This window comes from Streptomyces sp. NPDC001848, assembly GCF_042891915.1.
In the GTDB taxonomy this organism is placed as follows: Bacteria; Actinomycetota; Actinomycetes; order Streptomycetales; family Streptomycetaceae; genus Streptomyces.
Map to the genome: position 1 here is coordinate 21206 of NZ_JBIATP010000016.1, position 21666 is coordinate 42871.

General features: G+C 70.5%; 17 protein-coding genes, 1 tRNA gene and 1 pseudogene. 7 read left to right on the forward strand and 12 right to left on the reverse strand.

The window, feature by feature from the left end:
* Nucleotides 1-74: 74 nt before the first annotated feature.
* The 3 genes from sigJ to ACFYZJ_RS29405 all read left to right on the forward strand — a co-directional run bounded on the left by sigJ (nt 75) and on the right by ACFYZJ_RS29405 (nt 3387).
* Nucleotides 75-1019, forward strand: a complete 945-nt coding sequence (sigJ, locus tag ACFYZJ_RS29395; RefSeq protein WP_388572925.1) for an RNA polymerase sigma factor SigJ — start codon at nt 75-77, stop codon at nt 1017-1019.
* A gap of 114 nt (nt 1020-1133) precedes the next feature.
* Nucleotides 1134-2342: an NAD(P)/FAD-dependent oxidoreductase gene (locus tag ACFYZJ_RS29400; RefSeq protein ID WP_388572927.1), complete on the forward strand. Its 1209-nt coding sequence runs from the start codon at nt 1134-1136 to the stop codon at nt 2340-2342.
* A gap of 295 nt (nt 2343-2637) precedes the next feature.
* Nucleotides 2638-3387, forward strand: a complete 750-nt coding sequence (locus ACFYZJ_RS29405; protein ID WP_388572929.1) for a dienelactone hydrolase family protein — start codon at nt 2638-2640, stop codon at nt 3385-3387.
* 98 nt (nt 3388-3485) lie between these two features.
* Here ACFYZJ_RS29405 and ACFYZJ_RS29410 read toward each other — a convergent pair.
* Both ACFYZJ_RS29410 and ACFYZJ_RS29415 read right to left on the reverse strand, forming a co-directional pair.
* Nucleotides 3486-3557: transfer RNA gene (locus tag ACFYZJ_RS29410), tRNA-Val, on the reverse strand.
* Nucleotides 3558-3665: 108 nt separating this feature from the next.
* Nucleotides 3666-4033, reverse strand: a pseudogene (locus ACFYZJ_RS29415) (hypothetical protein); the annotation flags it as partial.
* A 250-nt stretch (nt 4034-4283) separates the two neighbouring features.
* Here ACFYZJ_RS29415 and ACFYZJ_RS29420 point away from each other — a divergent pair.
* Both ACFYZJ_RS29420 and ACFYZJ_RS29425 read left to right on the forward strand, forming a co-directional pair.
* Nucleotides 4284-5063 (forward strand): DUF4097 family beta strand repeat-containing protein, encoded by a 780-nt coding sequence (locus ACFYZJ_RS29420; RefSeq protein WP_388572931.1) that lies wholly within the window; start codon nt 4284-4286, stop codon nt 5061-5063.
* Between the two features lie 139 nt (nt 5064-5202).
* Entirely contained in the window at nt 5203-6552 is a 1350-nt protein-coding gene (locus ACFYZJ_RS29425) for a hypothetical protein (protein ID WP_388572933.1), read from the forward strand.
* A 28-nt stretch (nt 6553-6580) separates the two neighbouring features.
* Here ACFYZJ_RS29425 and ACFYZJ_RS29430 read toward each other — a convergent pair whose 3' ends face one another.
* The 3 genes from ACFYZJ_RS29430 to ACFYZJ_RS29440 form a co-directional block, all read right to left on the reverse strand.
* Complete coding sequence (locus ACFYZJ_RS29430; RefSeq protein WP_388572935.1) at nt 6581-7747, reverse strand: amidase domain-containing protein; 1167 nt, start codon at nt 7745-7747, stop codon at nt 6581-6583.
* Nucleotides 7748-7873: 126 nt separating this feature from the next.
* Nucleotides 7874-9178 (reverse strand): hypothetical protein, encoded by a 1305-nt coding sequence (locus ACFYZJ_RS29435; RefSeq protein ID WP_388572937.1) that lies wholly within the window; start codon nt 9176-9178, stop codon nt 7874-7876.
* Between the two features lie 55 nt (nt 9179-9233).
* Nucleotides 9234-11384 carry a transglycosylase domain-containing protein gene (locus ACFYZJ_RS29440; RefSeq protein ID WP_388573219.1) on the reverse strand — a complete coding sequence of 717 codons (2151 nt, stop codon included), beginning with the start codon at nt 11382-11384 and terminating at the stop codon, nt 9234-9236.
* A 694-nt stretch (nt 11385-12078) separates the two neighbouring features.
* Here ACFYZJ_RS29440 and ACFYZJ_RS29445 point away from each other — a divergent pair.
* Nucleotides 12079-12300: a zinc ribbon domain-containing protein gene (locus ACFYZJ_RS29445; RefSeq protein WP_388572939.1), complete on the forward strand. Its 222-nt coding sequence runs from the start codon at nt 12079-12081 to the stop codon at nt 12298-12300.
* A gap of 37 nt (nt 12301-12337) precedes the next feature.
* Here the strand turns inward: ACFYZJ_RS29445 and ACFYZJ_RS29450 are convergent, their stop codons facing one another.
* The 4 genes from ACFYZJ_RS29450 to ACFYZJ_RS29465 form a co-directional block, all read right to left on the reverse strand.
* Complete coding sequence (locus tag ACFYZJ_RS29450) at nt 12338-12997, reverse strand: O-methyltransferase (protein WP_388572941.1); 660 nt, start codon at nt 12995-12997, stop codon at nt 12338-12340.
* Between the two features lie 70 nt (nt 12998-13067).
* Nucleotides 13068-13880, reverse strand: a complete 813-nt coding sequence (locus tag ACFYZJ_RS29455; protein WP_388572943.1) for an HAD family hydrolase — start codon at nt 13878-13880, stop codon at nt 13068-13070.
* Complete coding sequence (locus ACFYZJ_RS29460; protein ID WP_388572945.1) at nt 13877-16366, reverse strand: phosphoribosyltransferase; 2490 nt, start codon at nt 16364-16366, stop codon at nt 13877-13879. The genes ACFYZJ_RS29455 and ACFYZJ_RS29460 overlap by 4 nt, the downstream gene beginning before the upstream one ends.
* A gap of 17 nt (nt 16367-16383) precedes the next feature.
* A complete protein-coding gene (locus tag ACFYZJ_RS29465) occupies nt 16384-17550 on the reverse strand; it encodes an HpcH/HpaI aldolase/citrate lyase family protein (RefSeq protein WP_388572947.1) in 1167 nt (388 codons plus the stop codon).
* A gap of 188 nt (nt 17551-17738) precedes the next feature.
* On the opposite strand from ACFYZJ_RS29465, the gene ACFYZJ_RS29470 reads away from it, so the two are divergent.
* Nucleotides 17739-18596, forward strand: coding sequence for a TerD family protein (locus ACFYZJ_RS29470; RefSeq protein ID WP_388572949.1), 858 nt, complete (start codon nt 17739-17741; stop codon nt 18594-18596).
* A gap of 19 nt (nt 18597-18615) precedes the next feature.
* Here ACFYZJ_RS29470 and ACFYZJ_RS29475 read toward each other — a convergent pair whose 3' ends face one another.
* The 3 genes from ACFYZJ_RS29475 to ACFYZJ_RS29485 form a co-directional block, all read right to left on the reverse strand.
* A complete protein-coding gene (locus tag ACFYZJ_RS29475) occupies nt 18616-19347 on the reverse strand; it encodes a Tellurium resistance (protein WP_388572951.1) in 732 nt (243 codons plus the stop codon).
* 108 nt (nt 19348-19455) lie between these two features.
* Nucleotides 19456-20604 carry a DUF475 domain-containing protein gene (locus ACFYZJ_RS29480; protein WP_388572953.1) on the reverse strand — a complete coding sequence of 383 codons (1149 nt, stop codon included), beginning with the start codon at nt 20602-20604 and terminating at the stop codon, nt 19456-19458.
* Between the two features lie 176 nt (nt 20605-20780).
* Nucleotides 20781-21356 (reverse strand): TerD family protein, encoded by a 576-nt coding sequence (locus tag ACFYZJ_RS29485; protein ID WP_388572955.1) that lies wholly within the window; start codon nt 21354-21356, stop codon nt 20781-20783.
* Nucleotides 21357-21666 lie beyond the last annotated feature (310 nt).

Below are 21666 nucleotides of genomic sequence, written 5' to 3' on the forward strand. Positions count from 1 at the left end.
CGAGCAGCACGTCGGAAGTTGGCGAAGGCTCGATGCGGCGGCCGTCGCGCGCCGCGCCAGCTAGGATCCCGGCCATGGCGCTGACCATGAGCGACGTGGACCGGTTCGAGGCCTCCAGGCCCCGCTTGGAGGCCATCGCCTACCGCCTCCTCGGCTCCGCGAGCGAGGCCGAGGACGCCGTGCAGGAGACGTTCCTGCGCTGGCAGGCCGCCGACGTCGACCGTATCGAGGTCCCCGAGGCATGGCTGACGAGGGTTCTCACCCACCTGTGCCTCAACCAGCTCACTTCGGCCCGCGCGCGTCGCGAGACCTATGTGGGCCAATGGCTGCCCGAGCCACTGCTCGCCGGGGACCCGATGCTGGGACCGGCCGACACCGCCGAACAACGCGAATCCGTCTCGTACGCGGTTCTCGCTCTTCTGGAGCGCCTGTCCCCCAGCGAGCGGGCGGTGTACGTGCTACGGGAGGCGTTCGACTACCCGCACCGGGAGATCGCCGCGATCCTCGACCTCACCGAGGCCGCCAGCCAGCAGATCTTCCACCGCGCCAAGAAGCACGTCGCGGACGGCAAGGCCCGCACCACGGTCGACGAGGCCGCCGCCCGGCGCATCGTCGAGGAGTTCCTCGCGGCCGCCACCAGCGGCCGGACCGAGCCGCTCGTGCGGCTGCTCACCCAGGACGCCGTCGCGATCGGCGACGGCGGCGGAAAGGTGCCGGCCCGCACCAAGGCGTTCGAAGGCGCCCTCGCGGTCGCGAAGTTCATGCGGGGCCTGTTCAAACCCAGCAAGGCCAAGCGCGCCCTGGCCGGCGGTTCGCCCGAGGTCTACGCCACGACCGCGAACGGAGGCCCCGCCCTCGTGGCGGTCCTCGACGGCCGGGTCATCGGCGTCATGTGCCTGGAGGTCACCGCCGCCGGCATCGCCGCCTTCCGCAGCCAGGCCAACCCCGACAAGCTCGAACGCGCGACCCGGCGATGGGCGGCCACCGACCACGGCGAACCCCTGCTCAACGCCTTCTGACCCTTCTTCCGGCCCTTCCGACCGCGCTGTGAGGTGGTTCACACCCCGCTCCTGTCAGGAAACGGCGGGCTGCCCGGTTCAAGGGGCGAACCCGCCGAAGACAGGAGCAGGGACATGCAGCACCGCATCGTCGTCCTCGGAGCCGGATACTCCGGAGCCATCGCCGCCGGGCGCCTCGCCAAGCGGCTGCGCCGCGAGGATGTCGCCATCACTGTCGTCAACGCAGAGCCAGACTTCGTCGAGCGCGTCCGGCTGCACCAGCTCGCGGTCGGCCAGGAGCTCACGTCCCGGCCCTTCAGCGAGATGTTCGCGGGAACCGGTGTCCGACTGAGGCTCGCAAAGGTCACCGGCGTCGACGTGGACCACAGGACCGTCTCCGTCATCGACGCGAACGGCGCCGGGGAACGGCAGGAGGAACTGCCGTACGACACCCTCGTGTACGCCCTCGGCAGCGGCTGGAACGACCAGGGCGTCCCCGGCACCGCCCAGCACGCCCAAGAGATCGCCGGTCGCCCCGGGGCGCTGCGGCTGCGCAGGCGACTGGCCCGCCTGGACGCCGGCCGGCCCGTGGTCGTGGTCGGCGGCGGCCTGACCGGACTGGAGGCCACGGCCGAGATCGCCGAAGCCCGCCCGGACCTCGATGTCGCCCTCGCCACCCCCGGTGACCTCGGCGACTGGCTCTCCGACAAGGGCCGCGGGCACCTGCGCAAGGTCTTCGGCAAGCTCGGCATCACCGTGCACGAGCACACCGTCGTCACCGCCGTCGAGGCCGACCGCGTCACCACCGCCGACGGCACGTCCATCCCGGCCGCGGTCACCGTGTGGACCACCGGTTTCGCCGTCCACCCGATCGCGAAGGCCACCACCCTGGAGGTCACCGAGACCGGCCGGATCGTCGTCGACCGAACCATGCGCTCGGTCTCGCACCCGGACGTGTACGCCATCGGCGACGCGGCCATGGCGATGGGCCCCGGCGACAAGCCGCTGCGGATGTCGTGCGCCTCGGGCGTCCCCACCGCCTGGCAGGCCGCCGACGCCATCGCGGCGCGGCTGACCGGCGGGAAGCTCCCGATCGTGCCGCTCCGCTACTTCAACCAGTGCATCTCGCTGGGCCGCAAGGACGGTCTGATCCAGTACGTCACCGCCGACGACCGCTCCGTGCGGGCGGCCCTGACAGGACGGCTCGCCGCCGTCTACAAGGAGCTGGTCTGCAAGGGCGCGGCCTGGGGCGTCGCCAACCCGACGCTCGGGGCGCCGGCCCGGCGCCGACGCGTCGTGCGGGAGCCGGCCCATGCGGCCTCGGCGGTCAGGACGCCGGCCTGACCCGCACAACGGACGGGCGCCCTCCGCCAGAGGGCGCCCGACGGCGTGACGACGGGGCTGTGATCCCGCCTGAACCGGGGTGCCGGCCTCGGCTGCGTCTGTTGGGCTACGTTGTGCGGCGATGATTACCGGGACGGCATTGCGCCACACACGGATTGGTGACCCGGTGCTCCTCTGAGCGCCGTACGGGCCGGTGTGGGCCCGCTGTTCGATCGAGGATCCGGCGCTGCGGCGCGGGCTCCGCCTCCGTCGTGTTGATCACAGGCTCGACACGTCAACCACGACAGGAGAATTCATGCCCACCCAGATCGTGCAGATTCCCACCGCGGACGGCCAGGCCGACGCTTTCGCCGCTTTCCCCGACCGTGGCGAGCGGCACCCTGGGGTGCTGCTGTACATGGACATCTTCGGCCTACGGCCCGTGTTGGAGGACAGGGCCCGCGAACTGGCCGAGCACGGGTACTACGTGCTCCTCCCCAACCTCTACTACCGGCACGGCCCGGCACCGCTGATCGAGCTTCCCGAGCACATCGGAGAAGAGATCCGCCCCGTGGTCGTCGCCCAGTTGATGCCCTTGGTCGAGGCGCACACCACCGAACGTGCCCTTCGCGACGCCGACGCCTACCTCAGGTTCCTCACCACTCGGCCCGAGGTCAGCGCCGGACCGGTCGCCGTGACCGGCTACTGCATGGGAGCCGTGCTGGCCCTGCGCACTGCAGCGGCCCACCCCGACCAGGTGGCCGCCGTCGCCGGATTCCATCCCGGCAACGTGGTCACCGATGCGCCCGACAGCCCGCACTGCCTCGTCCCCAAGATCACCGCACAAGTCCACCTCGGCCACGCCGAGAACGACATGACGCCGGCAGCCATCAGCGAACTCAACCAGGCCCTGGATACCGCAGGTGTCAGCTACACCTCGGAGACCTACCCCGGCACCATCCACGGCTTCACCATGTCCGACACCGACGCTTTCGACCCCTCCGCACTGCAGCGCCACTGGGACCGCCTGCTGCCCCTCCTCGACCGCACGCTGACCAACAGCTGAGGTTCCGGCTCGGAAACCGAACGTGGCGACCGTCTGCACGAGAGAGCCCCGAACATGCCCTGAACAGGCATCTCCGGGGCTCTCCCGTGATCATCCGGTGGGCGCGGACGGTTTCGAACCGCCGACATCCTGCTTGTAAGGCAGGCGCTCTACCGCTGAGCTACGCACCCAAGACAGGTCGACAGCCTACATTGCCTGGGGGACCGTCCTGCAAACCCGTGTCGCCGGTCGGGCAGGCGTAGCCATTCCCGGGGACCGAGCGGGAATGAGTCCTGCTGTCAGGACGCATGCTCAGCCGCGTGCCCCGAGCGGTCTTGGGCACGCCTCGCCCGCTTTCGCTCCGCGGCCGGGCAGCACGGATCGTGTCCGTGGTCCGGGTAGGCGGGGGCGGGGTCCCTCACGCGGCCTCCGGCCCGGCCTGGGCGGTCCGATGCCCCGCACGATCTCTCTGGTCGTGTGGGGGCGGTGCCGCCCGTCGCCGGATCGGATACCCGAGGGCGCGCCGTCCGATCGCCACGGCTGCCGCCTCATGGCGAGTTGTCTTACCGATCGAGGCGGCACCACAGCGCCGGGTGTAGTGCAGTAGTCGAGTCAGCGCGTGCCTGATCCGAGCGTCTCGGTGCTGTGTGCCGCCCGACAGGTCGTAGAAGGCCGACGACACCCTCAACCGCGTCCGGATCGCCACCGCGGCAGGGCCCGGTTCATGTGTGCCGCAAGGCGGGATGGAAGCGGGACGCAGACGGGGGATACCCCCACCCCCGATCCGGGAGTCCGCCGGATCCCGCCGCGAGCCGTGGCTCCCTACCGTCGAAGTACGCTGGCGCCGAGGGCTTCCCGCCCTCCGGCTCCGGAGTTCTTCGGCTCTTCGGCTCTTCGGCTCTTCAGGGGGAACAGTCATGGCTCGTAGTACGACGGCGCTCACCCAGCGCACCCGAGTGGTCACCGTCGCGGGGATCGCCGCCCTGCTGATCGGCACCGTCGCCGCCTGCGGGAACGACGCCCGCGACGACCCGCACCCGGACCACGCGGCCTTCGCGCTGCACGGCCGTACGCTCACCGTCGACTCCGACGACTCGGCCTTGGAGATCGTTCCGGCCGATGTGGACAAGGTGCAGGTCACCCGGTGGTTCCGCGGGACCGTCGTGGTGGGTGGGGATCCCCGTGTCACCTGGGCCATGAAGGGCGACCGGCTCGTGCTGCGGCTGAAGTGCACGGGGATCGTCGCGGACTGTTCCGCCAGGCATCGGATCGAGGTGCCGCGCGGGGTGGCCGTCACGGTGGAGGACGGTGACGGGAGCGTGCGGGCGGACGGCTTCGCGACGGCGCTGGACATCCGGACGCGGGACGGGTCGGTGCGGGTGAGCGATGCCACGGGGCCGCTGGCGCTCGCCAGCGACGACGGGTCCGTGCGCGCGACGGGCGTGCGGTCGCGGCGGGTGCGGGCGACCACGAACGACGGGTCGGTCGGCCTGGAGTTCCGTGACGTGCCGGACCGTGTGGAGTCGAGCAGCCACGACGGGTCGGTCGCCGTCGCGCTGCCGGAGGGCAGGTACCGCGTGACGGCGCACTCCGCCGACGGCTCCGTCCGGGTGTCCGTCCCCAGGGACGCCAAGAGCTCCCATGTGATCGACGCCCGGACCCGGGACGGGTCGGTCAGCGTACGGACGGCGGGCTGAGCCGGCGGTCACGGCTGAGGCGGCCCGGAACCGGCCGTCACGGCTACGGCACACCGCGAACCGACCGGCCCGTGTGTTCGTCCTCAACCGGTGGGAGAATGACACCGGGCAGGGCGGGATCACGGTACGGGAGAGGGATGTGACGGCGACACCACGGCAGGAGTCCGACCGCGTCGCTCGGCCCGCCTCCGCGGCCCTCCTTCTCCCCCTCCTCGTCGCCCTCACCCTCCCCGCCGCCTTCGCCTCGGGCGGTACCCGCCGGTGGTTCGGGGGGCGGGGCGAGGCTCAGCGGGCCGAGGCTCAGGGCGCCAAGGACGCCGCCGCCGAAGCCTTCTACGAACTGGACACCGCCCAGCGGGACGTGCGGATCTCCGTCGAGACCATCACCGCCGTCGACGACTCCCCCGCCGCCCGCCGCGCCCGCGCCGATTTCGAGGCGCTCGGGCGGCGGATCGACGAGGTCAGCCACCGGTACATCCAGGCCGTGGACGCGCACGATCTCGACCGGGTGGATCTGGACGCCTCCGCCGCCTCCCGGGCCCGGGCCGATCTCACCGCCGCCCGGGACGACCTCGTCCGGGTCAAGCAGGAGCTGGATCGATTCGCCCAGGGTCTCGGGCCGCTGCTCGACAAGGCCGAGACCCAACTGGCCCGGCTCGCCCCGGCCGTGGAGCGCGCCCGGCAGGCCCTGCTGGCCGCCGGCAACGCCCTGGACGGCGCCCGGGCTTCCGGGTTGAAGGCGGACGACCTCGCTGCCCGGCTGGCCGCCCTCGGCCCGGAGCTGACCAAGCTGAACCAGGGTGCCGGGCAGCACGGGGTGCAGCAGACCCTGGAGCGCGCCGAACGGGTCACGCGGGAGGCCGCGGCGGTCCGGGCCGAGGCCGAGCGGCTGCCGGAGAAGGCCGCCGAGATCGACCGCCGGCTGGTCTCGCTGCGCACCCGGGCCGAGGCGCTGTCCACGCGGTCCGGGCAGGTCGAGCCGGTGCTGAGCGAGCTGCGGCGCAGGTTCGCGGCCGCCTGCTGGCAGGACCTCCAGCACGTGCCGGAGCAGGCCGCCGAGGCCGTACGGCAGGCCGAGCTGAAGCTACGGCAGGCGCAGGCGGCGCGTGACGAACAGCGCTGGGCGGACGCCACCTCGCTGCTGTCGACCGTACGGGCGCTGCTGAACACGACCGACGAGGCGGTGTCCGCCGCCGGGGAGCGCCTGCGGCGGCTCAACGCCGTCCAGAAGGACCCGGAGGAGGAGATCCGGCGCACCCGGTTCGCGATCCGGGACGCGCAGCGGCTGGCGATGGCGGACCGTACGACGCCCGATCCGCGGCACGCCCGTCCGCTCGACGAGTCGGTGGCGCGGCTGGAGCGGGCGATCGCCACGCTGGCGGGCCGGCACCCCGACTACTGGCACTTCCTGACGGAGACCGAGGCGGTACGGCGGACGGTGGCCGAGGTCGTGGCGCGGATCCGGGAGGAGCGGGGAGCCGGTCACTGAGCCGGCCCCCGCCCCGGAAGGCCACCGGTCAGGTGCGGTAGGCGTAGTAGTACGCGTTCGGGTACGACGCGACGATGCTCGCCACCGACCTGTTGTAGGTGTTGGTGGAGTGGTACGTCACATAGGGCACGCCCTGCGGGCTGCGGTAGGTGACGATCATGGAGTGGTCCTTGGACCCGTCCCGGTTGAAGTCCATCTGCAGCACGTCACCGACGTCCAGCTGGTAGACGTTGGCGAGGCTGGTGACCCGCTTGGAGGACAGGGCGAACCAGGAGAACTCGTTGACGCCGACGAAGGAGTCGGACTGGATCTCGGAGTTGCCGAACCACTTGTGGTAGTCCGAGCCGTCGCCGGGGACGTGCTTCCAGCCGCCCGCCTTGAGGACCTGGCTGACGAAGTTGGTGCAGTCGCCGCCGTCGGCCTCCCCGTTGAAGTTCGGGTAGGCCGGGTTGTAGTTCTTCCAGTACTTCTGCGCGTACGCCACCATGGCCTTGTAGTCGTAGCCGGTGGCGGAGAAGTTCTTCGGCTTGGCGGGCGGGTTCCACGAGGTGGACGCGCGGGGGGCGTCCGGCGGGCCGGCGTCGGCGGCGGTCTTCGGCGCGGCGACGTCCGGCTTGGCCACCTGGTTCACCGCGAGGTAGCCGTCGTCGGTGTCGCGGATGCCGGTCAGCTGCCAGTCGCCCTGCCGGTCGGCCTGGAAGGTGAGCTGGTGGTGGGCCTGGAAGCCGGTGGTCTTCGGCCCGTTGGCCTTGGTCTTCTCGTACGTCAGGGTGGTGGTCTCGGTGACGTCGACCGTGGCGTGCCGGCCCTTCACCCGCGTCCGGTCCAGGGAGACCGTGGTGTCGGCCTTGCTGTACTTCTCGCCCAGCGCCGCGAGGCGGGACTTGCGGCCGCGCAGCGTGGAAAGGGCGGAGTCCTGCTGGTGCGACAGCGTCGACGACAGGCGTACGTTGCCGGAGAAGCGGGACGCCAGGGGCTTGCCCTGTCCGCTCTCGCCCTTGTCGACCAGGGCGTCCGTACGGTCGGTGAAGACCGCGTCCGCCAGCCGCTGGAAGGTGGCCCTGGTCCCGGGGTCCACCGTGGGTTCGGCGACGCTCGCCGCGTTCGCGCCCCAGGTGGGCAGCAGCGCGGCTCCGGCGACGACCGAGGCGGCGGCCGCGGTGATTATGGTCGCGCGGCGCCGCTTACGGCTCAATCTTCTTGATTTCAATGATGTTCCCCTCTACCACCGGCACTCGGATACCGGGGGCCGCATCTTCGCACGCCGTGTGTGGCTTGTGTGAAGGGGGTGGTCCAAGACGCTTGGCGGGACGGCCGGTTGTCACTGCACGACGGTCGACCAGTCGGGCGACTGCCCCGGGTCGAGGGTGCGCAGCCGCTCGAGGGTGGCGGGCTTCTGCACGTCCAGCCAGTCGGTCAGCTCCTTGAAGGACACGCACTTGACGCCCTTCTTGGTGCAGATCTTCGGGATGATCTGGTCGATGGCCTTCATGTAGATGCCGCCGTTCCAGTTCTCGAAGTGGTTGCCGATGAACATCGGCGCCCGGCTGCCGTAGTACACGCGGTTGAAGCCGGCCATGTAGGAGTCGACGGTCTGCTGCTCCCACTGGCCGTACTTCGCGGGGTCGCCGTGGGTCTCGCCCTTGGACTGGTTGTAGAGGAAGTTGAAGTCCATCGACAGGCCCTGGAACTTGCCGCCCTCGTAGGGGAGCATCTGCAGCGGGAAGTCCCAGATGCCGTTCTTCTTCGCCGGCCATATCTGGAAGTCGCCCGGGGAGCTGGCGTCGTAGCGCCAGCCGTAGCTCTTGATGGCCTTCAGCAGGTTCGGCTGGCCCTCCAGGCAGGGCGCGCGGCCGCCGGTGACCTCCCGCTGGAAGTCGAAGGGCAGGGCGGGGATGTCCTTGTATCCGGTGTTGGTCTTCCAGTTCTCCGCGAAGGAGTAGAACTGGTCGATCTCGCTCTTCCACTCCTCGACGCTCCAGTTGGCGCCGGCGCCTTTGTCCGGGAGACAGAAGTGGCCGTTGAAGTGGGTCCCGATCTCGTTGCCCTGGTCGTAGGCCAGGCGCAGCTGTTCCAGCGTGTCGCGGATGTGCTCGTCGGTGGCGTAGTCGATCGCCGCGGCGCCCGGCGAGTGCTGCGGTCCGTGGTAGAGGTTCTTCTTGCTCTTGGGCAGCAGGTAGATGCCCGTGAGGAAGAAGGTCATGTGGGCGTTGTACTGCTTGGCCATCTCCCGGTAGTGGGAGAAGAGGTGGTCGTCGCCCTGCAGTGCGCCGTCCCAGGAGAAGACGACGAACTGGGGTGGCTTCTCGCCGGGTTTGAGCGGTTGGGGCTTCAACTGGCCTTTCTGGGGGCCGGTGTACGAGGTGGAACCGTCACCGATGATCTTCGTCTTGCCGTCCCACTTGGGTTCCGTGGTGGGCCGGGGAGTGAAGCCTTTGCCGATGCTCCTGCCGTCGCCTGCCGAGGCGGTCGCCGCGGTGCTGTCCGGCCGGGACACCGCCAAGAAGGTCACGGTCACGGACGCGACGGCGAGGAGGGCCGCCAGTGTCATGAAGCTCGGGCGGCTCTTCCACTGGGCTGTGCGGGACGAGCGGGGGCGGCGGCGACGGCCGTTTCTCGTGGTCATGGGCGGCTCGTTCTCCGAGGAGGAAGGTGGGGGGTGGGGTGCTCGGCCGGTGGCGTCAGCCGAGCGGGCTCATGGCCGTGGACCAGATGCCGTAGGGGGCACCCTCGTTCGGGGTGCCGGCGACTCCTTTCAGCGGCAGTGGTTCGAGGCTCTTGGACAGGTCCATGCGGTAGACGACCACCGCGGTGGACACGGACCGGGCCGTGCCCACATACCAGGAGGCCGTGTCGTCCTGCGTGGTTCCGGCCTTCCCCGCGACCTGCGCGGAGGCGGGCGCCGCGCCCGGGTGGGCGGCGCGGAAGGAGTCCGTGAGCGCGTCGGTGACCTCCCCGGCCACCTGCGCGCCCACCGCACGGCGGGACCCCGGCGCGTTCAGGGGCACGGTGGCGCCGTTGCGGGTGATGCGCCGCACCGAGTACGGCTCGGTGTGCCTGCCGCCCGCGGCGAACGTGGCGTATCCGCTCGCCATCCGGATCGCGCTGGGTGTGGAGTTGCCCAGGGACAGCGCGGGGACCTGTGCTCCCATGCTGTCGGACAGCAGCCCGGCCGCCTCCGCCGTCTCACGCACCTTGTCCAGGCCGGTGTCCATGCCGAGTTGCATGAACGGCGTGTTCACGGACTGGGCCAGGGCACGGCGCAGGGTGATCGGCCCGTAGGACTTCTTTCCGTCGTTGTGGGCGGAGACCATCTTGCCGCTGCGGTCCCAGTACGGCCCCTCCGGGGTGGTGACGGGGATGTTGTCACGGCCGTCGTAGACCGACTCCGGGGTGACGGGGGTCGCGGGCCCGCCGCGCGTCTTGTGGACGCCGTGTTCCAGACCGGCCGCGTAGACGAACGGCAGGAACGCCGAACCGGCCGGGACGGTGGCCGCGTTGGACTCGTTGTAGCCCTGGGTGCGGTGGTCGGGGCCGCCGTAGACGGCCAGGATGCGGCCGTCGGTGGTCACCGAGGCGGCGCCGAAGTGGGCGGTCGCCGCCGTGTCCGGATGGTCCTTCCGCGCCTGTTTGCGGGCCTTGTTGACGGCGTCGGTGAGCGCGCTCTCCCGCTTGCGGTCGAAGGTGGTGTAGATCTGGTAGCCGCCCAGGTCGAACTGCTGGTCCGTGATGTGTGCGGCCTTCTTGGCGTAGCTCGACGCCAACTCCACCAGGTAGTCGCTCTGTTGACCGGTGTAGTAGAGCGGGTTCTGCTTGAGCGGCTCGGGGAAGGTCGTGTACTTGGCCCGCTCGGCCTTCGACAGCTTGCCGATCTTGACCATGCGGTCGAGGATCCACTTCCAGCGCTCGACGGCCCGGTGGTGGTTGGCCTTTCCGAGGGTGGGGTCGTACAGACCGGCGCCCTTGAGCAGGGAGGCGAGGAAGGCGGCCTGGCTCGCGTTGAGCTGGGTCACGTCCTTGCCGTAGTAGGCCTGGGAGGCGCGCTGGATGCCGTAGGTTCCACGGCCGAACCAGCTGGTGTTGAGGTATCCCTCAAGGATCTTGTCCTTGCTCATCCTGTTGTCGAGCTTGAGGGCGATCATCGCCTCGGTGAACTTGCGGCTGACGGTCTGGTTCTGCGTCAGATAGACGTTTTTCACATATTGCTGGGTGATGGTGGAACCACCTTCGGTATCACCCTCACCGACCGTCTTCCACAGGGCGCGGGTGATGCCTTTGACGGATATGCCGGGGTCGGAGTAGAAGCTCTCGTTCTCCGCCGCCAGAACCGCCCAGCGAACCTGCTCGGGTATGTCTTTCAGCGGCATGGCCTGTCGCTGCACCCAGCCGGTACGGGCCATGGGCGTGCCGTCGGACCAGAAGTAGAGGTTGTCCTGCTGGGTGGCGTACGAGTTGAGGTTGTCCGGTATGTCCGTGACGGCGTAGGCGACGGCCAGGAACACGCCGCTGAGGCCGAAAGAAGCGAGCACGGCGCCGAGCCACTGCCGCCAGGAGGGCACCCAGCGACGCCATCCGACGCGACCGGGCCGCGGATAGACGGGCCTGAGTTTGCGGGCGTACAGGGCCAACCGTCGGGCGTAGGGGGCCAACCGCCGGGCGTACGGTGCGAGTTTGCGGGCGTAGGGCGTCAGGGGCGAGGTGACACGAGTGAGGAGGGAGGGACGTGCGGCCTTGCGCCGCCCGCTCCGGGTTTGGGGCGCCTCCGGCGGGCGCGGCAGCCGCAGCTGCATGGTTTCGTCCGGCGCCGGGGGCGCAACGGCCTTCAACTGCATGGTTTCTTCCGGGGCCGCCGGCGCGACGGGCTTCAACCGCGTGGTCTCGCCGGGGGCCGGGGCCGCGGGCGCGACGGGCTTCAACCGCGTGGTCTCGCCGGGCGCCGAGGGACGGACGGCCTTCAACTGTGTGGTCTCGTCCGACTCGGAGGGCGTGCCGGCCTTCAACTGCGCCGTCCCGTCCGGCTCTGCAGGCGTCCCGGCCTTCAACTGCATGGTGAACTCAGGGTCGAAAGGTGCTCCGGCTTTCAACTGCATGGTGACGTCCGGGTCGAAGGGCGTCCGGGAGCGGTCGTCGGGCACGCTGCGGGGATCCGTACGACGGTCCGGACGGCCGCCGTCCTGGCTAGCCACGGCACACCCCGGCCCACGGACGGCCCTGAGACGGCCCGTCACCTATTCGACGCCATGCCTCGGTCACGACTGCGTCTCCCTCCGCACTCGGAATTGCACGCGCGGGTAGATGCAGCGGCCGGACATGCGGCAGCGAACCCCCCTCCCCGACGCCTTGCGGCTCATCGCGGCTTCCTTAAATTATCAGCGACCTTTGTGATGCCCTCGATCGGGAACCGGCCAGTAGGTGGTCGCGGAGAGAATATTAAGGAGATCTTGAGGAGATCGTGCGGCATTCACCAAGCAGCGCGGGTCGCCGGAAGTCCTGTGATCGTCGGCGGGCCCCCGTTAATCTGTGCACATGCCACGCTACGAGTACCGCTGCCGTACCTGCGGCGACACGTTCGAACTGAGCCGTCCGATGGCGGAGTCCTCCGCCCCCGCGAACTGCCCGCAAGGCCACGACGACACGGTGAAGCTGCTGTCCACGGTGGCGGTGGGCGGCACGGCGTCCGCTCCGGCACCGGCGCCGAAGGCGGGCGGCGGCGGGGGCGGCTGCTGCGGCGGGGGCTGCTGCGGCTGAGACCCGCTCAGCGGCGGTCGCGGCGGCAGCAATGCCGTCAGCGGCGGCGGGCCAGGGTCAGGCCGTCCGCGATCGACAGCATCACGCTGTCCACCCGGTCGTCCGCCTTCACATGGGCGTTGAAGTCCCTGATCGCCGCGGCGGACCCGGTCGCGTCCGGATCCGTCACGCCGCCGTGGAAGAAGACGTTGTCGACCACCAGCAGCCCGCCGGGGCGCATACGGGGCACCAGTTCGTCCCAGTAGGCGACGTAGTTGTCCTTGTCCGCGTCGATGAACGCCATGTCGATGTGCGGCTCGGCCGGCAGCCCACGCAGCGTCTGAAGCGCGGGCGCGATCCGCAGCTCGATCCGGTCGGCCACCCCCGCCTGCTCCCACGCCTCCCGCGCGTGCCGCGTCCACTCCTCGGAGACGTCGCAGGTCAGCAGCGTCCCGCCGGGCGGCAGCGCCTGCGCCATGGACAGCGCCGACAGCCCGGTGAAGGTCCCGACCTCGACGATCCGCCGCGCCCCGGTCAGCCGTACCAGAAAGGCCAGAAGCGCCCCCTGCTCCTCGGCGACCTGCTGGCCGGCCACCAGCGGCAGCTGCGTGTGCGTGACCTCCACGAGCATCCGCTGCACGGGGTCCAGCGGCGGGTTGTGGCCGAGCATGTACGCGTACAGCTCGTCCGTCAGCGGCGTCCCGTTCCCCTTGGCCACCGGCCCTCCTCGAACTCGGCGGGTGAGCGCGCTGCACGTTCCACTCCACCGTAGCTTCGAAGGCCGCCGGTCACGCCTCCTTGGCCGCCTTCAGGAACTCCCGCAGGATCCGCTCCCCGGCCACCACACCCCGCTCCGGCAGCGCGCCGATCCCTGGAGCCGTCCAGCCGGAGTCGGCCAGTTCACCGTGGCCCGGGCGCCAGCCACGGTCCGCGGCGAGCAGCAGGTCGGCGTCGAGCAGCGAGTCCCCGGCCGCCAGCGTCAGCGTGGCCCCGGTGCGGCGGGCGATCTCCCGCACGGCCGCGCTCTTGGTGAGCGGCTTGGGGACGGCGTAGATCTTGCGGCCCTGCAGGGACACCGTCCAGCCCCGGTCCTCCGCCCAGACGGCCAGCTCCTTCACCCACTCCTCGGGCAGCAGCTCCCGCTCGACGACGAGGTAGGCGAACAGGTCCTCCGCGACCCGGTGCTTGCGCACCCAGGCCGGGTCGGCGGTGGCCGTCAGATGGTCCCGCACCTCGGCCAGCGGCGCGCACTCGTCCGCCAGCCGAGCCAGCACCGCGGCGTGCCAGTCGAGGTCGGTGACGCCGTCGACGAGCAGATGGCCGCCGTTGGCGCAGATCGCGTACGCCGGGGTGGGGCCCGGCAGGTTGATGCGCTGGTACTGCTTGCGGGTGCGGGTCGTGGTCGGTACGAACACCGCCCGGTCACCGAGGTCGGTGAGCAGCCCGGCCGCGGTCTCGGTCAGGTACGACAGCGGCCTGCTCTCGTGCACCTCCACACACAGCAGCCGGGGCGCCCGCGCGTCCGGCATGGTCAGCGCGAGCGCCGCCGAGGAGTAGATCAGGGTGCGGTCGAGGTCGCTGGCGACCAGGACGGTGCTCATCCGGCCACCGCCCTGCCGTCGGCGCCGGTCGCGCCCCGCGTGTACTGGGGGTGGATCAGCCCCACGCAGGTGTACGGCAGTGCGTCGACCTCCTCCACCGGCACGCCACGCTGCTCGGCCAGCAGCCGCACATGGTCCAGGTCGGCGCCCGCCCCCAAGCTCTCGGCTCCGCTCGAGCAGGGGGTACCCCCACCCTTCCGGGCCAGGATCTTCCACGGCACCCGGCGCAGCAGCACCCGCGTGGTCTCACCGACGCCCGGCTTGACCAGGTTCACGTCGTGGATGCCGTACTCCTCGCTGATGCGCTCCACGGCCGCCCAGCCCTCCCAGGTCGGCGTGCGGTCACCGGACAGCAGCTCCTTGGCCTGGAGGTCGACCGCCTCTTCGACCTCGGCGAAGCGGGCCGAGACGGCATCGAGGAAGGCCCCCGAGACATCGGCTCCCGCCAGCTCGCGGTAGAACTTCGCGCCGTGGTAGTCGTGCGGGCCGACCAGGTCGCCGCGCAGCACCGTGCGCGAGATCAGGCCGGAGACCGTCGAGTTGAGGCAGGCGGACGGGATGAGGAAGTCCTCCCGGGTGCCGTACGTCCGTACGCACGAGCCCGGGTCGGCGAGCACCGCGATCTCCGGGTCGAAGCCGGTGATGCCGTCGGACGCCTCGAACTCCCTGATCGCATCGGCCAGTTCCCGGGTGATGGCGCCCTTTCCGGTCCAGCCGTCGACGAAGACGACGTCGCTCGGGTCGTAGCGGTCGGCGAGGTAGCGCAGCGCGTTGGCGTCGATGCCGCGGCCGCGCACGATGGACACCGCGTAGTGCGGCAGGTCCAGGCCGTGCCGGTGCCGGGCCCAGCGGCGCATGAGGACCCCGACGGGGGTGCCGGCGCGGGCCAGGGAGACCAGCACGGGCCGTGGCGACCGTTCGGCGAGGACCGTCTCGGTGACCACCCCGACGGCCTGGGCCAGACGGGCGGCCGATGCCTCGAGGGCCGCGTGGAACAGCTCCTGGTACTGCTCGCTCGGCTGGTACTCCACCGGCAGCGACTCCGCGTAGTGCGCGCCACCGCTCTGGATGGCCTCTTCGCGTTCCTCGGTCGGCGCCTCCAGGGTGACGTCAGAGAGGTCCTGGAGCAGCCAGCCGACCTCGTCGGGCGCGTACGAGGAGAAGGCGGGGCCGCGGAGGGGCTCGGGCAGCATGGCGGATCTTTCCGGGGAGGAGGCGGTGGCGCGCGGGAGCGGCGCGGGGAGGTGGGCGGGGACGACCGCGAGCAGGACGTGCGGGGTGTGCGCGGCGAGCCGGTCCAGGAGGCCGCCGGGGGCGTGCAGTTGGGGGGTGTCGGCGACGGAGTCGACGACCGCGACGACGGCGTCGAAACCGGCGCCCGCGACGTTGTAGGCGTAGCGTTCGCCGGGGCCGTCGGCCGGGTCGTCGTGCGCGGGGAACACGATCCGGGTGCGTATCGCGTAGCCGGGTTCGTCGACCGCGAGGACGGGGGAACGGGTGGTGGTGGAGTAGCGGACCTCGGCGGCGTCCAGGACGTCCTCCAGCTCGCGGGCGAGCCGGAGCGGCGCGTACATCAGCTCCTCGAAGCCGAGTACGAGGACGCGGCGGGCCCCCGCGGGCAGCGCCCGGGCCAGCCGCGCCGCCATCGCGGGCAGTGCGCGCTCCAGGCGGGAGCGGTGCTCGGGGGTGAAACCGTGCCGTCCGCCGTCGGGCAGCCCGCGGGGCCAGCCGAGGTCGACGCGGGTGATCGTCCCGTGGGCCTCTTCGTGGCCTACGGGCGTCGCGTGCCGGGCGACCAGCTCCTGCCCCTTCTCCAGCACCCCCTCGGGCAGCCTCACCGTGCCCGAGGCCGCGGCCACCAGGTCCACGCGGGCGCCGATCTGCCGGGCGAAGTCCTCCAGCCGGCCCAGATCGGCGGGCGAGCGCAGGTCGACCAGGGCGACGACGACGTACCGCCCCCGCGGATACCGCTCGTGCAGGTCGCGGATCGTGTTCATGACGGTGTTGCCGGTGGAGAACTCGTCGTCGACCAGGACGAGCGGGCCGTCGCCCGCCAGCAGCGCCGGATCCTCCGGGAGCAGCAGGTGGGAGGTGGCGTGGGAGTGGGACTCCTCGAAACCGCCGGCGCGGGCGACGCCCTCGACGGGGCGGCGGGTGGAGTGCAGGTAGGGCACGGCGCCGAGGCCGTCCGCGACCGAGTGGCCGAGTCCGGTGGCCGTCTCCGCGTACCCGAGGACGACCGCGCGGTCGGCCTCGTCCTCGCCCAGCAGGTCCCGCACCCGGCGGCCGAGCGCCAGCCCGTGGCCGTGGACGACGGACGGCACCTGCGGGACGTGTTTGCCCAGCACGTTGGAGACGAGCAGGTGCGCCCGCTTGGGGTTGCGGCGCAGCGCGAGGCCCAGCAGCTCCTTCAGCCGCTCGTCGCCGACGAGTTCGACCCCGAGCCGCTCGGCGACCCAGGTCCCGGTCCAGACCGCGTTCTCCATCGGTTCCTTCACGCCTGTCACTGCGGCAGCCCGGCGGCCAGCAGCTCCACGAAGCCGATGTTCTCGTTGGCGACGCCGAAGACCTCGGCGCGCCGCAGGGTGCGCTCGGCCCAGGCGCGGTGCGGCCTCACCTCGTTCATCTTGTTGGTGTACGCCGAGCGCAGAACCCCGCCGCCGAGGCGCTCGGGTCGGAGGATGTCCTGGGCGTCGCTGTACTCCTCGTGGCTGACGACCGACAGTGCGTGCACCGGCATCACGTGCGAGGGGTGGATGCAGGTCTTGCCGAGCAGGCCGTTGGCGCGGTCGAGGGAGATCTCGCGGAGCAGCCCGTCCAGGTCGTGCTCGATCAGCGTCTCGCGCAGTTCCTCGACATGGCCCTCAAGGAAGGGGCTGCGGCGCAACTGCGGCTTGAACATGCGCTCCTGGACCCGGAAGTACTCCCACACCGGTCCGGTCACGGTGAACCCGGTGCCGTCGGCGCGGCCCAGGACGTTGACGACGTCGGCGATCACGGACGCGACGATCTGCACGTCGTAGGCGGTCATGTCGGGTGCCCTGCGCAGGCCGTACGAGGAGCAGAAGTCGGTGACGCCGAGGCGGAGTGCGAGGACGCGGTCGCGCCACTTGTCGACCGTGCGGAAGATGCCGTCCAGGGTCTCGCGGCGCGTCTCCAGGTAGAGCAGGCCGGGCGACTCCAGGACGGGCATCGCGAACAGGCGGCGCCCGCTCGCCGTCTCGGCGGCGGAGAGTGCCTCCAGGAAGGGGACGCCGCTCTCCTCGGTGAACTTCGGCAGCACGAAACCGGACAGCAGCCGGACGGCCGGGCCGAGCCGGGCGACCAGGTCCGGAATCTGCTCGGGGGCTCGGACGCGGACGAAGAGCAGCGGCAGTTCGGCGTCGCCCCGCGAGGCGAGGTCGGTGAACTGCCGGACCAGGTTCTCCTCCGCGGGCACGACGTCCGCGTCGTCGATGGAGTCCTCCAGGCACAGCACCATGGAGACGACACCGCGGCCCGCCTGCTTCACCACGTCGTCGGCCAGGTGCGGGCGGGTCGCCGGGCTGTAGAGGGTGGCGCCGAGGGCCGCCGCGAGAACCGGGGCCGGCGAGTCGGCGGTGAAGACGGCCGGCTCGCGGTAGAAGAGGCGCTGCCGCTCCCCAGGGGCGATGTGCCCGAAATGACGCATATGACTCCCCCGTGATGCAGGACTGCCTGAATAGACGTGGCCGGTAATAGTACGTAGAACTCCATGTCATGGGTTCCCCTCGGGCATGAAGTTCCGGTAACTCGACCGTGTCGACGGCAACGCGGACAGCATGCGGAGAGCTTGCCCCCGCGTTGTCGTGACCAGGACGGAGAGGGCAGGATGACGGCATGACGCACGCGATGCTGAAGGGGTCGAACGTACTGCTCGAGGCCACGGCGGTACGGGCGGTGCTGCGCTGGGCGCCGGGGCAGGGCGTCCCCGAGGTCGACGCCTCGGCGCTGCTGCTGGGTCCCGACGGTCGGGTGCGGTCAGACGAGGACTTCGTCTTCTACAACCAGCCCCGGCATCCGTCCGGGACGGTACGGCTGCTCGGGAAGAAGCGGGAGTCGGACGCGCTGACCGACACCATCCAGACGGATCTGGCGGGCGTCGAGCCCGGAGTGGGGCGGATCCTGCTGGTCGCCTCGGCGGACGACGTCACGTTCGACCGGGTGCGGGGGTTGCGGATCCTGCTGTACGACGCGGGGGCCTCCGAGGGGGAGCCGCTGGCGTACTTCGACGTCAAGCCGGAGACGGGCGCGGAGACGGCGCTGATCTGCGGGGAGCTGTACCGGCGGGGGGAGAACTGGAAGTTCCGGGCGCTGGGTGAGGGATACACCAACGGGCTGAAGGGCCTCGCGAACGACTTCGGCATCTCGGTGGACGAGTCGGAGGAGGAGACGGCGCCGGCTGTCGCGCCGGAGGTGCCGGTGTCCGCGCCGGAGGTGTCGGTGCCGTTGCCGCCGGAGCAGCCGGTGGGGGCGTCTGCGGGGTACGGGTACCCGGCGGAGGCGGCGACCGCGGCGGTGGCTGCGCCTGCGACCGCGCCTGCGCAGCCTGCTTACGGGTATCCGCAGCCGGTGTACGGGTATCCGCAGCCGGCACCGGCCCCGGCGTACGGGTATCCGCAGACGGCGGTGCCGGTGCCGGACCCCGACTTCCGGCTGCCGCCGCAGGGGCCGCAGTTCATCGGGCGCCAGGGGTAGCCCGGGGCTGAACACACTGCTACGCCTTGGTCTTGTAGCCCCGGCCCCACTGCAGGCCCCAGCCGTACAGGCGGTCCAGTTCTGCCTGGAAGCCGTAGACGAACCTCACCTCTCGGCGGACGGTGATCTCGCCCTTGACGTTCTCGATGAGGACGACCGCGCAGGAGCGGGCCTGCGGATGGCGTTCGTCGAGGCCGATCTCGATGCGCGGGCCGTTGCTGGGGTAGAGCGTGACGTGGGCGTGTGTGCGATCGAACGCCGGCGTCTGGTCGTAGATGTAGACGAAGATCAGCAGCCGCTTGAAGTCGTCCCGGTGGTCGAGGTTGACGAAGATCGTCTCACCGGAGCCGGAGCCGAACCGGTCGTCACCGCTGAGCTTGATGTACGGCGGGTCGTTCAGCTCGCCGTAGAAGCTGCCCAGCGGCTGCACCACTCCCTTGGTGCCGTCGCTCAGCTCGTACATGCACCCGAGGTCGAGGTCGACGTTGACCATGCTCTGGGTGTGCGCCTGCACGACCTCGGGGGTGAACAGCCGCAGCGGGTTGCGGAACAGACTGCTGCGCTCGGGGCCGCCGATGTCGGACGTCCGCATGCGCCAGGACAGGTTGATGCGCAGGTTGCCGCTCGCCGCGCCCTGCTTGGTGAGCGAGACCCGGTGGTGCCGCTTGGTCAGTTCGATCGCGTTGGTCGCCGCGCTGCCCGAGTCGAAGTCCGTCGCCCGCCCGCGCCACACGCCGTCCCAGAAACCCATGCCCGCCCCCTGCCTCACTATTGCACCGCTCCACAGCCGCGGGGCGGCCCGCCGAGGACGCCTCCTCGCGACCGCCCCGCACAGAGCGTTCCCTCACCCCGAGAACTCTCACACCCCGGACGAGATCTCAGTCTTCTCGTCCGAGGCCGTCGCTTTTCCCCCGGCCGCGGCGAGCGCGCGGTTGCGGCGCACGGAGGACCAGAAGGACGCTGCGATCAGGACGACACCGACGAGGCCGGTGACCACCTCGTTGATCTCGTACTGGATGGTGACCATGAGGATCACGGCGAGCGCCCCGATCGCGTAGTGGGCGCCGTGCTCCAGGTAGACGTAGTCGTCGAGGGTGCCCTGGCGGACCAGGTAGACCGTCAGCGACCGCACGTACATCGCGCCGATGCCGAGGCCGAGCGCCATCAGGACGATGTCGTTGGTGATGGCGAACGCGCCGATCACGCCGTCGAAGGAGAAGGACGCGTCCAGGACCTCCAGGTAGAGGAACATGAAGAACGCGGCCTGGCCGGCCAGCAGCACCGCCGAGCGCGGCTTGCCGCTGCGGGCGGCCACCTCTTCCTCCTCGTGCTCGCGCTCCTCCTCTTCCTCCAGGCGGTCCTCGAAATAGCCGGACAGACCGCCCACGATCATGTAGGTGATCAGGCCGGCGATGCCGGAGATGAGCACCGTCTGCGCCTTGTCGACGTGCGCGCCACCGTGCTGGTGGGCGTGGACGGCGAAGGTCATGGAGGTGATCAGCAGGACGATCAGCGCGATGCAGACCGACAGCATGTCGACCTTGCCGAGCTTGGCGAGCGGGCGCTCGATCCAGCGCAGCCACTGGATGTCCCGGTCCTCGAAGATGAAGTCGAGGAAGATCATCAGCAGGAACATGCCGCCGAACGCCGCGATCGCCGGATGGGCGTCGGTGACGAGCTGCCGGTACTGGTCCTTGTCGGTCAGCGCGAGGTTGACGGCGTCTATGGGGTTCTTCTTGGCGGTGACGGCGACGATGACGACGGGGAAGACCAGTCGCATGCCGAAGACCGCGATCAGCACGCCGACCGTGAGGAAGATCTTCTGCCAGAAGGCGTTCATCTTCTTCAGGATTCCGGCGTTGACCACCGCGTTGTCGAAGGACAGCGAGATCTCGAGGACGGAGAGGATCGCCACGATACCGAAGGCGGTCCACCCCCCATAGAGGACCGCCAGGGCCAAGCCGACCGCGGTGACCACGAACGACCAGCCGAAGGTTTTCAGAAGCACTGGCTACCCAATCCGTATGTGTACGGGGCTACCCGTCGCCGTACCCGGCTTTACCGAACATTGACCACAGAGTTTAGAGGGGTCCTGGTCCGGCCGGGACATGTGGTCCAGCCGGATCGGAACACCGCAGGTCCGGAAGGGGGAGGGGCTGGAGGCGCACGCAGCGGACGGCCTGATTAAGAAACGTTCACTCCGAAGTCCAGAGCGATGCCGCGCAGGCCGGACGCGTACCCCTGGCCCACGGCGCGGAACTTCCATTCGCCGCCGTGGCGGTAGACCTCGCCGAAGATCATGGCCGTTTCGGTGGAGGCGTCCTCGCTGAGGTCGTAGCGGGCGAGCTCCTGGCCGTCGGACTGGTTGACGACACGGATGAAGGCGTTGCTGACCTGGCCGAACGTCTGGCCGCGCTCGTCGGCGAGGTGGATGGAGACCGGGAAGACGATCTTGTCGCACTGGGGCGGGACCTTGGCGAGGTCCACCAGGATGGTCTCGTCGTCACCCTCGCCCTCACCGGTGAGGTTGTCGCCGGTGTGTTCGACGGAGCCGTCGGGGCTCTTGAGCTGGTTGTAGAAGACGAACCACTCGTCGCCGAGGACCCGTCCGCCGCTGCACAGCAGTGCGCTGGCATCGAGGTCGAAGGGGGCTCCGGTGGTGGAGCGCGCGTCCCAGCCGAGTCCGATCATCACCTGGGTGAGGTTCGGTGCGGCTTTGGAGAGGGAGACGTTGCCTCCCTTGGCGAGCGTGACGCCCATGGTGCTTGTTCCTCCCCGAGTACTTTTTCGTCCCGGGGGTGGAGCCCCCCGGTCGTCGTGGCTTTTCCCCCGGTGGTCGTGGTTTCTCCCCCGGTGGTCGAAAGGGAAACCCTCGGCGGCCAGGGCCGACCCCTATGGTGCGGCGTGGGTAGTCCCGTCGGCGTACCCGGCGGCTTCGGTTGCCAGCGGGTGGGTTCCGCCGCTCGGCGGTACGAGGACTGCCGGCAGCCGGAAAGCGGGCTCCGCGCCTGGGTCCCCCCAGGCCGTCAAGGCACCGGGGGAGGCACGAATGCCCGCGGCTGTGCGGGCC

Excerpts from the sequence above, each read along its gene's own strand:
- sigJ (WP_388572925.1), top strand. The coding sequence starts at position 75 with ATGGCGCTGACCATGAGCGACGTGGACCGGTTCGAGGCCTCCAGGCCC.
- ACFYZJ_RS29400 (WP_388572927.1), top strand. The coding sequence starts at position 1,134 with ATGCAGCACCGCATCGTCGTCCTCGGAGCCGGATACTCCGGAGCCATC.
- ACFYZJ_RS29405 (WP_388572929.1), top strand. The coding sequence starts at position 2,638 with ATGCCCACCCAGATCGTGCAGATTCCCACCGCGGACGGCCAGGCCGAC.
- ACFYZJ_RS29420 (WP_388572931.1), top strand. The coding sequence starts at position 4,284 with ATGGCTCGTAGTACGACGGCGCTCACCCAGCGCACCCGAGTGGTCACC.
- ACFYZJ_RS29435 (WP_388572937.1), bottom strand. The coding sequence starts at position 9,178 with ATGACCACGAGAAACGGCCGTCGCCGCCGCCCCCGCTCGTCCCGCACA.
- ACFYZJ_RS29440 (WP_388573219.1), bottom strand. The coding sequence starts at position 11,384 with ATGCAGTTGAAGGCCGTTGCGCCCCCGGCGCCGGACGAAACCATGCAG.
- ACFYZJ_RS29445 (WP_388572939.1), top strand. The coding sequence starts at position 12,079 with ATGCCACGCTACGAGTACCGCTGCCGTACCTGCGGCGACACGTTCGAA.
- ACFYZJ_RS29455 (WP_388572943.1), bottom strand. The coding sequence starts at position 13,880 with ATGAGCACCGTCCTGGTCGCCAGCGACCTCGACCGCACCCTGATCTAC.
- ACFYZJ_RS29460 (WP_388572945.1), bottom strand. The coding sequence starts at position 16,366 with ATGGAGAACGCGGTCTGGACCGGGACCTGGGTCGCCGAGCGGCTCGGG.
- ACFYZJ_RS29465 (WP_388572947.1), bottom strand. The coding sequence starts at position 17,550 with ATGCGTCATTTCGGGCACATCGCCCCTGGGGAGCGGCAGCGCCTCTTC.
- ACFYZJ_RS29470 (WP_388572949.1), top strand. The coding sequence starts at position 17,739 with ATGACGCACGCGATGCTGAAGGGGTCGAACGTACTGCTCGAGGCCACG.
- ACFYZJ_RS29475 (WP_388572951.1), bottom strand. The coding sequence starts at position 19,347 with ATGGGTTTCTGGGACGGCGTGTGGCGCGGGCGGGCGACGGACTTCGAC.
- ACFYZJ_RS29485 (WP_388572955.1), bottom strand. The coding sequence starts at position 21,356 with ATGGGCGTCACGCTCGCCAAGGGAGGCAACGTCTCCCTCTCCAAAGCC.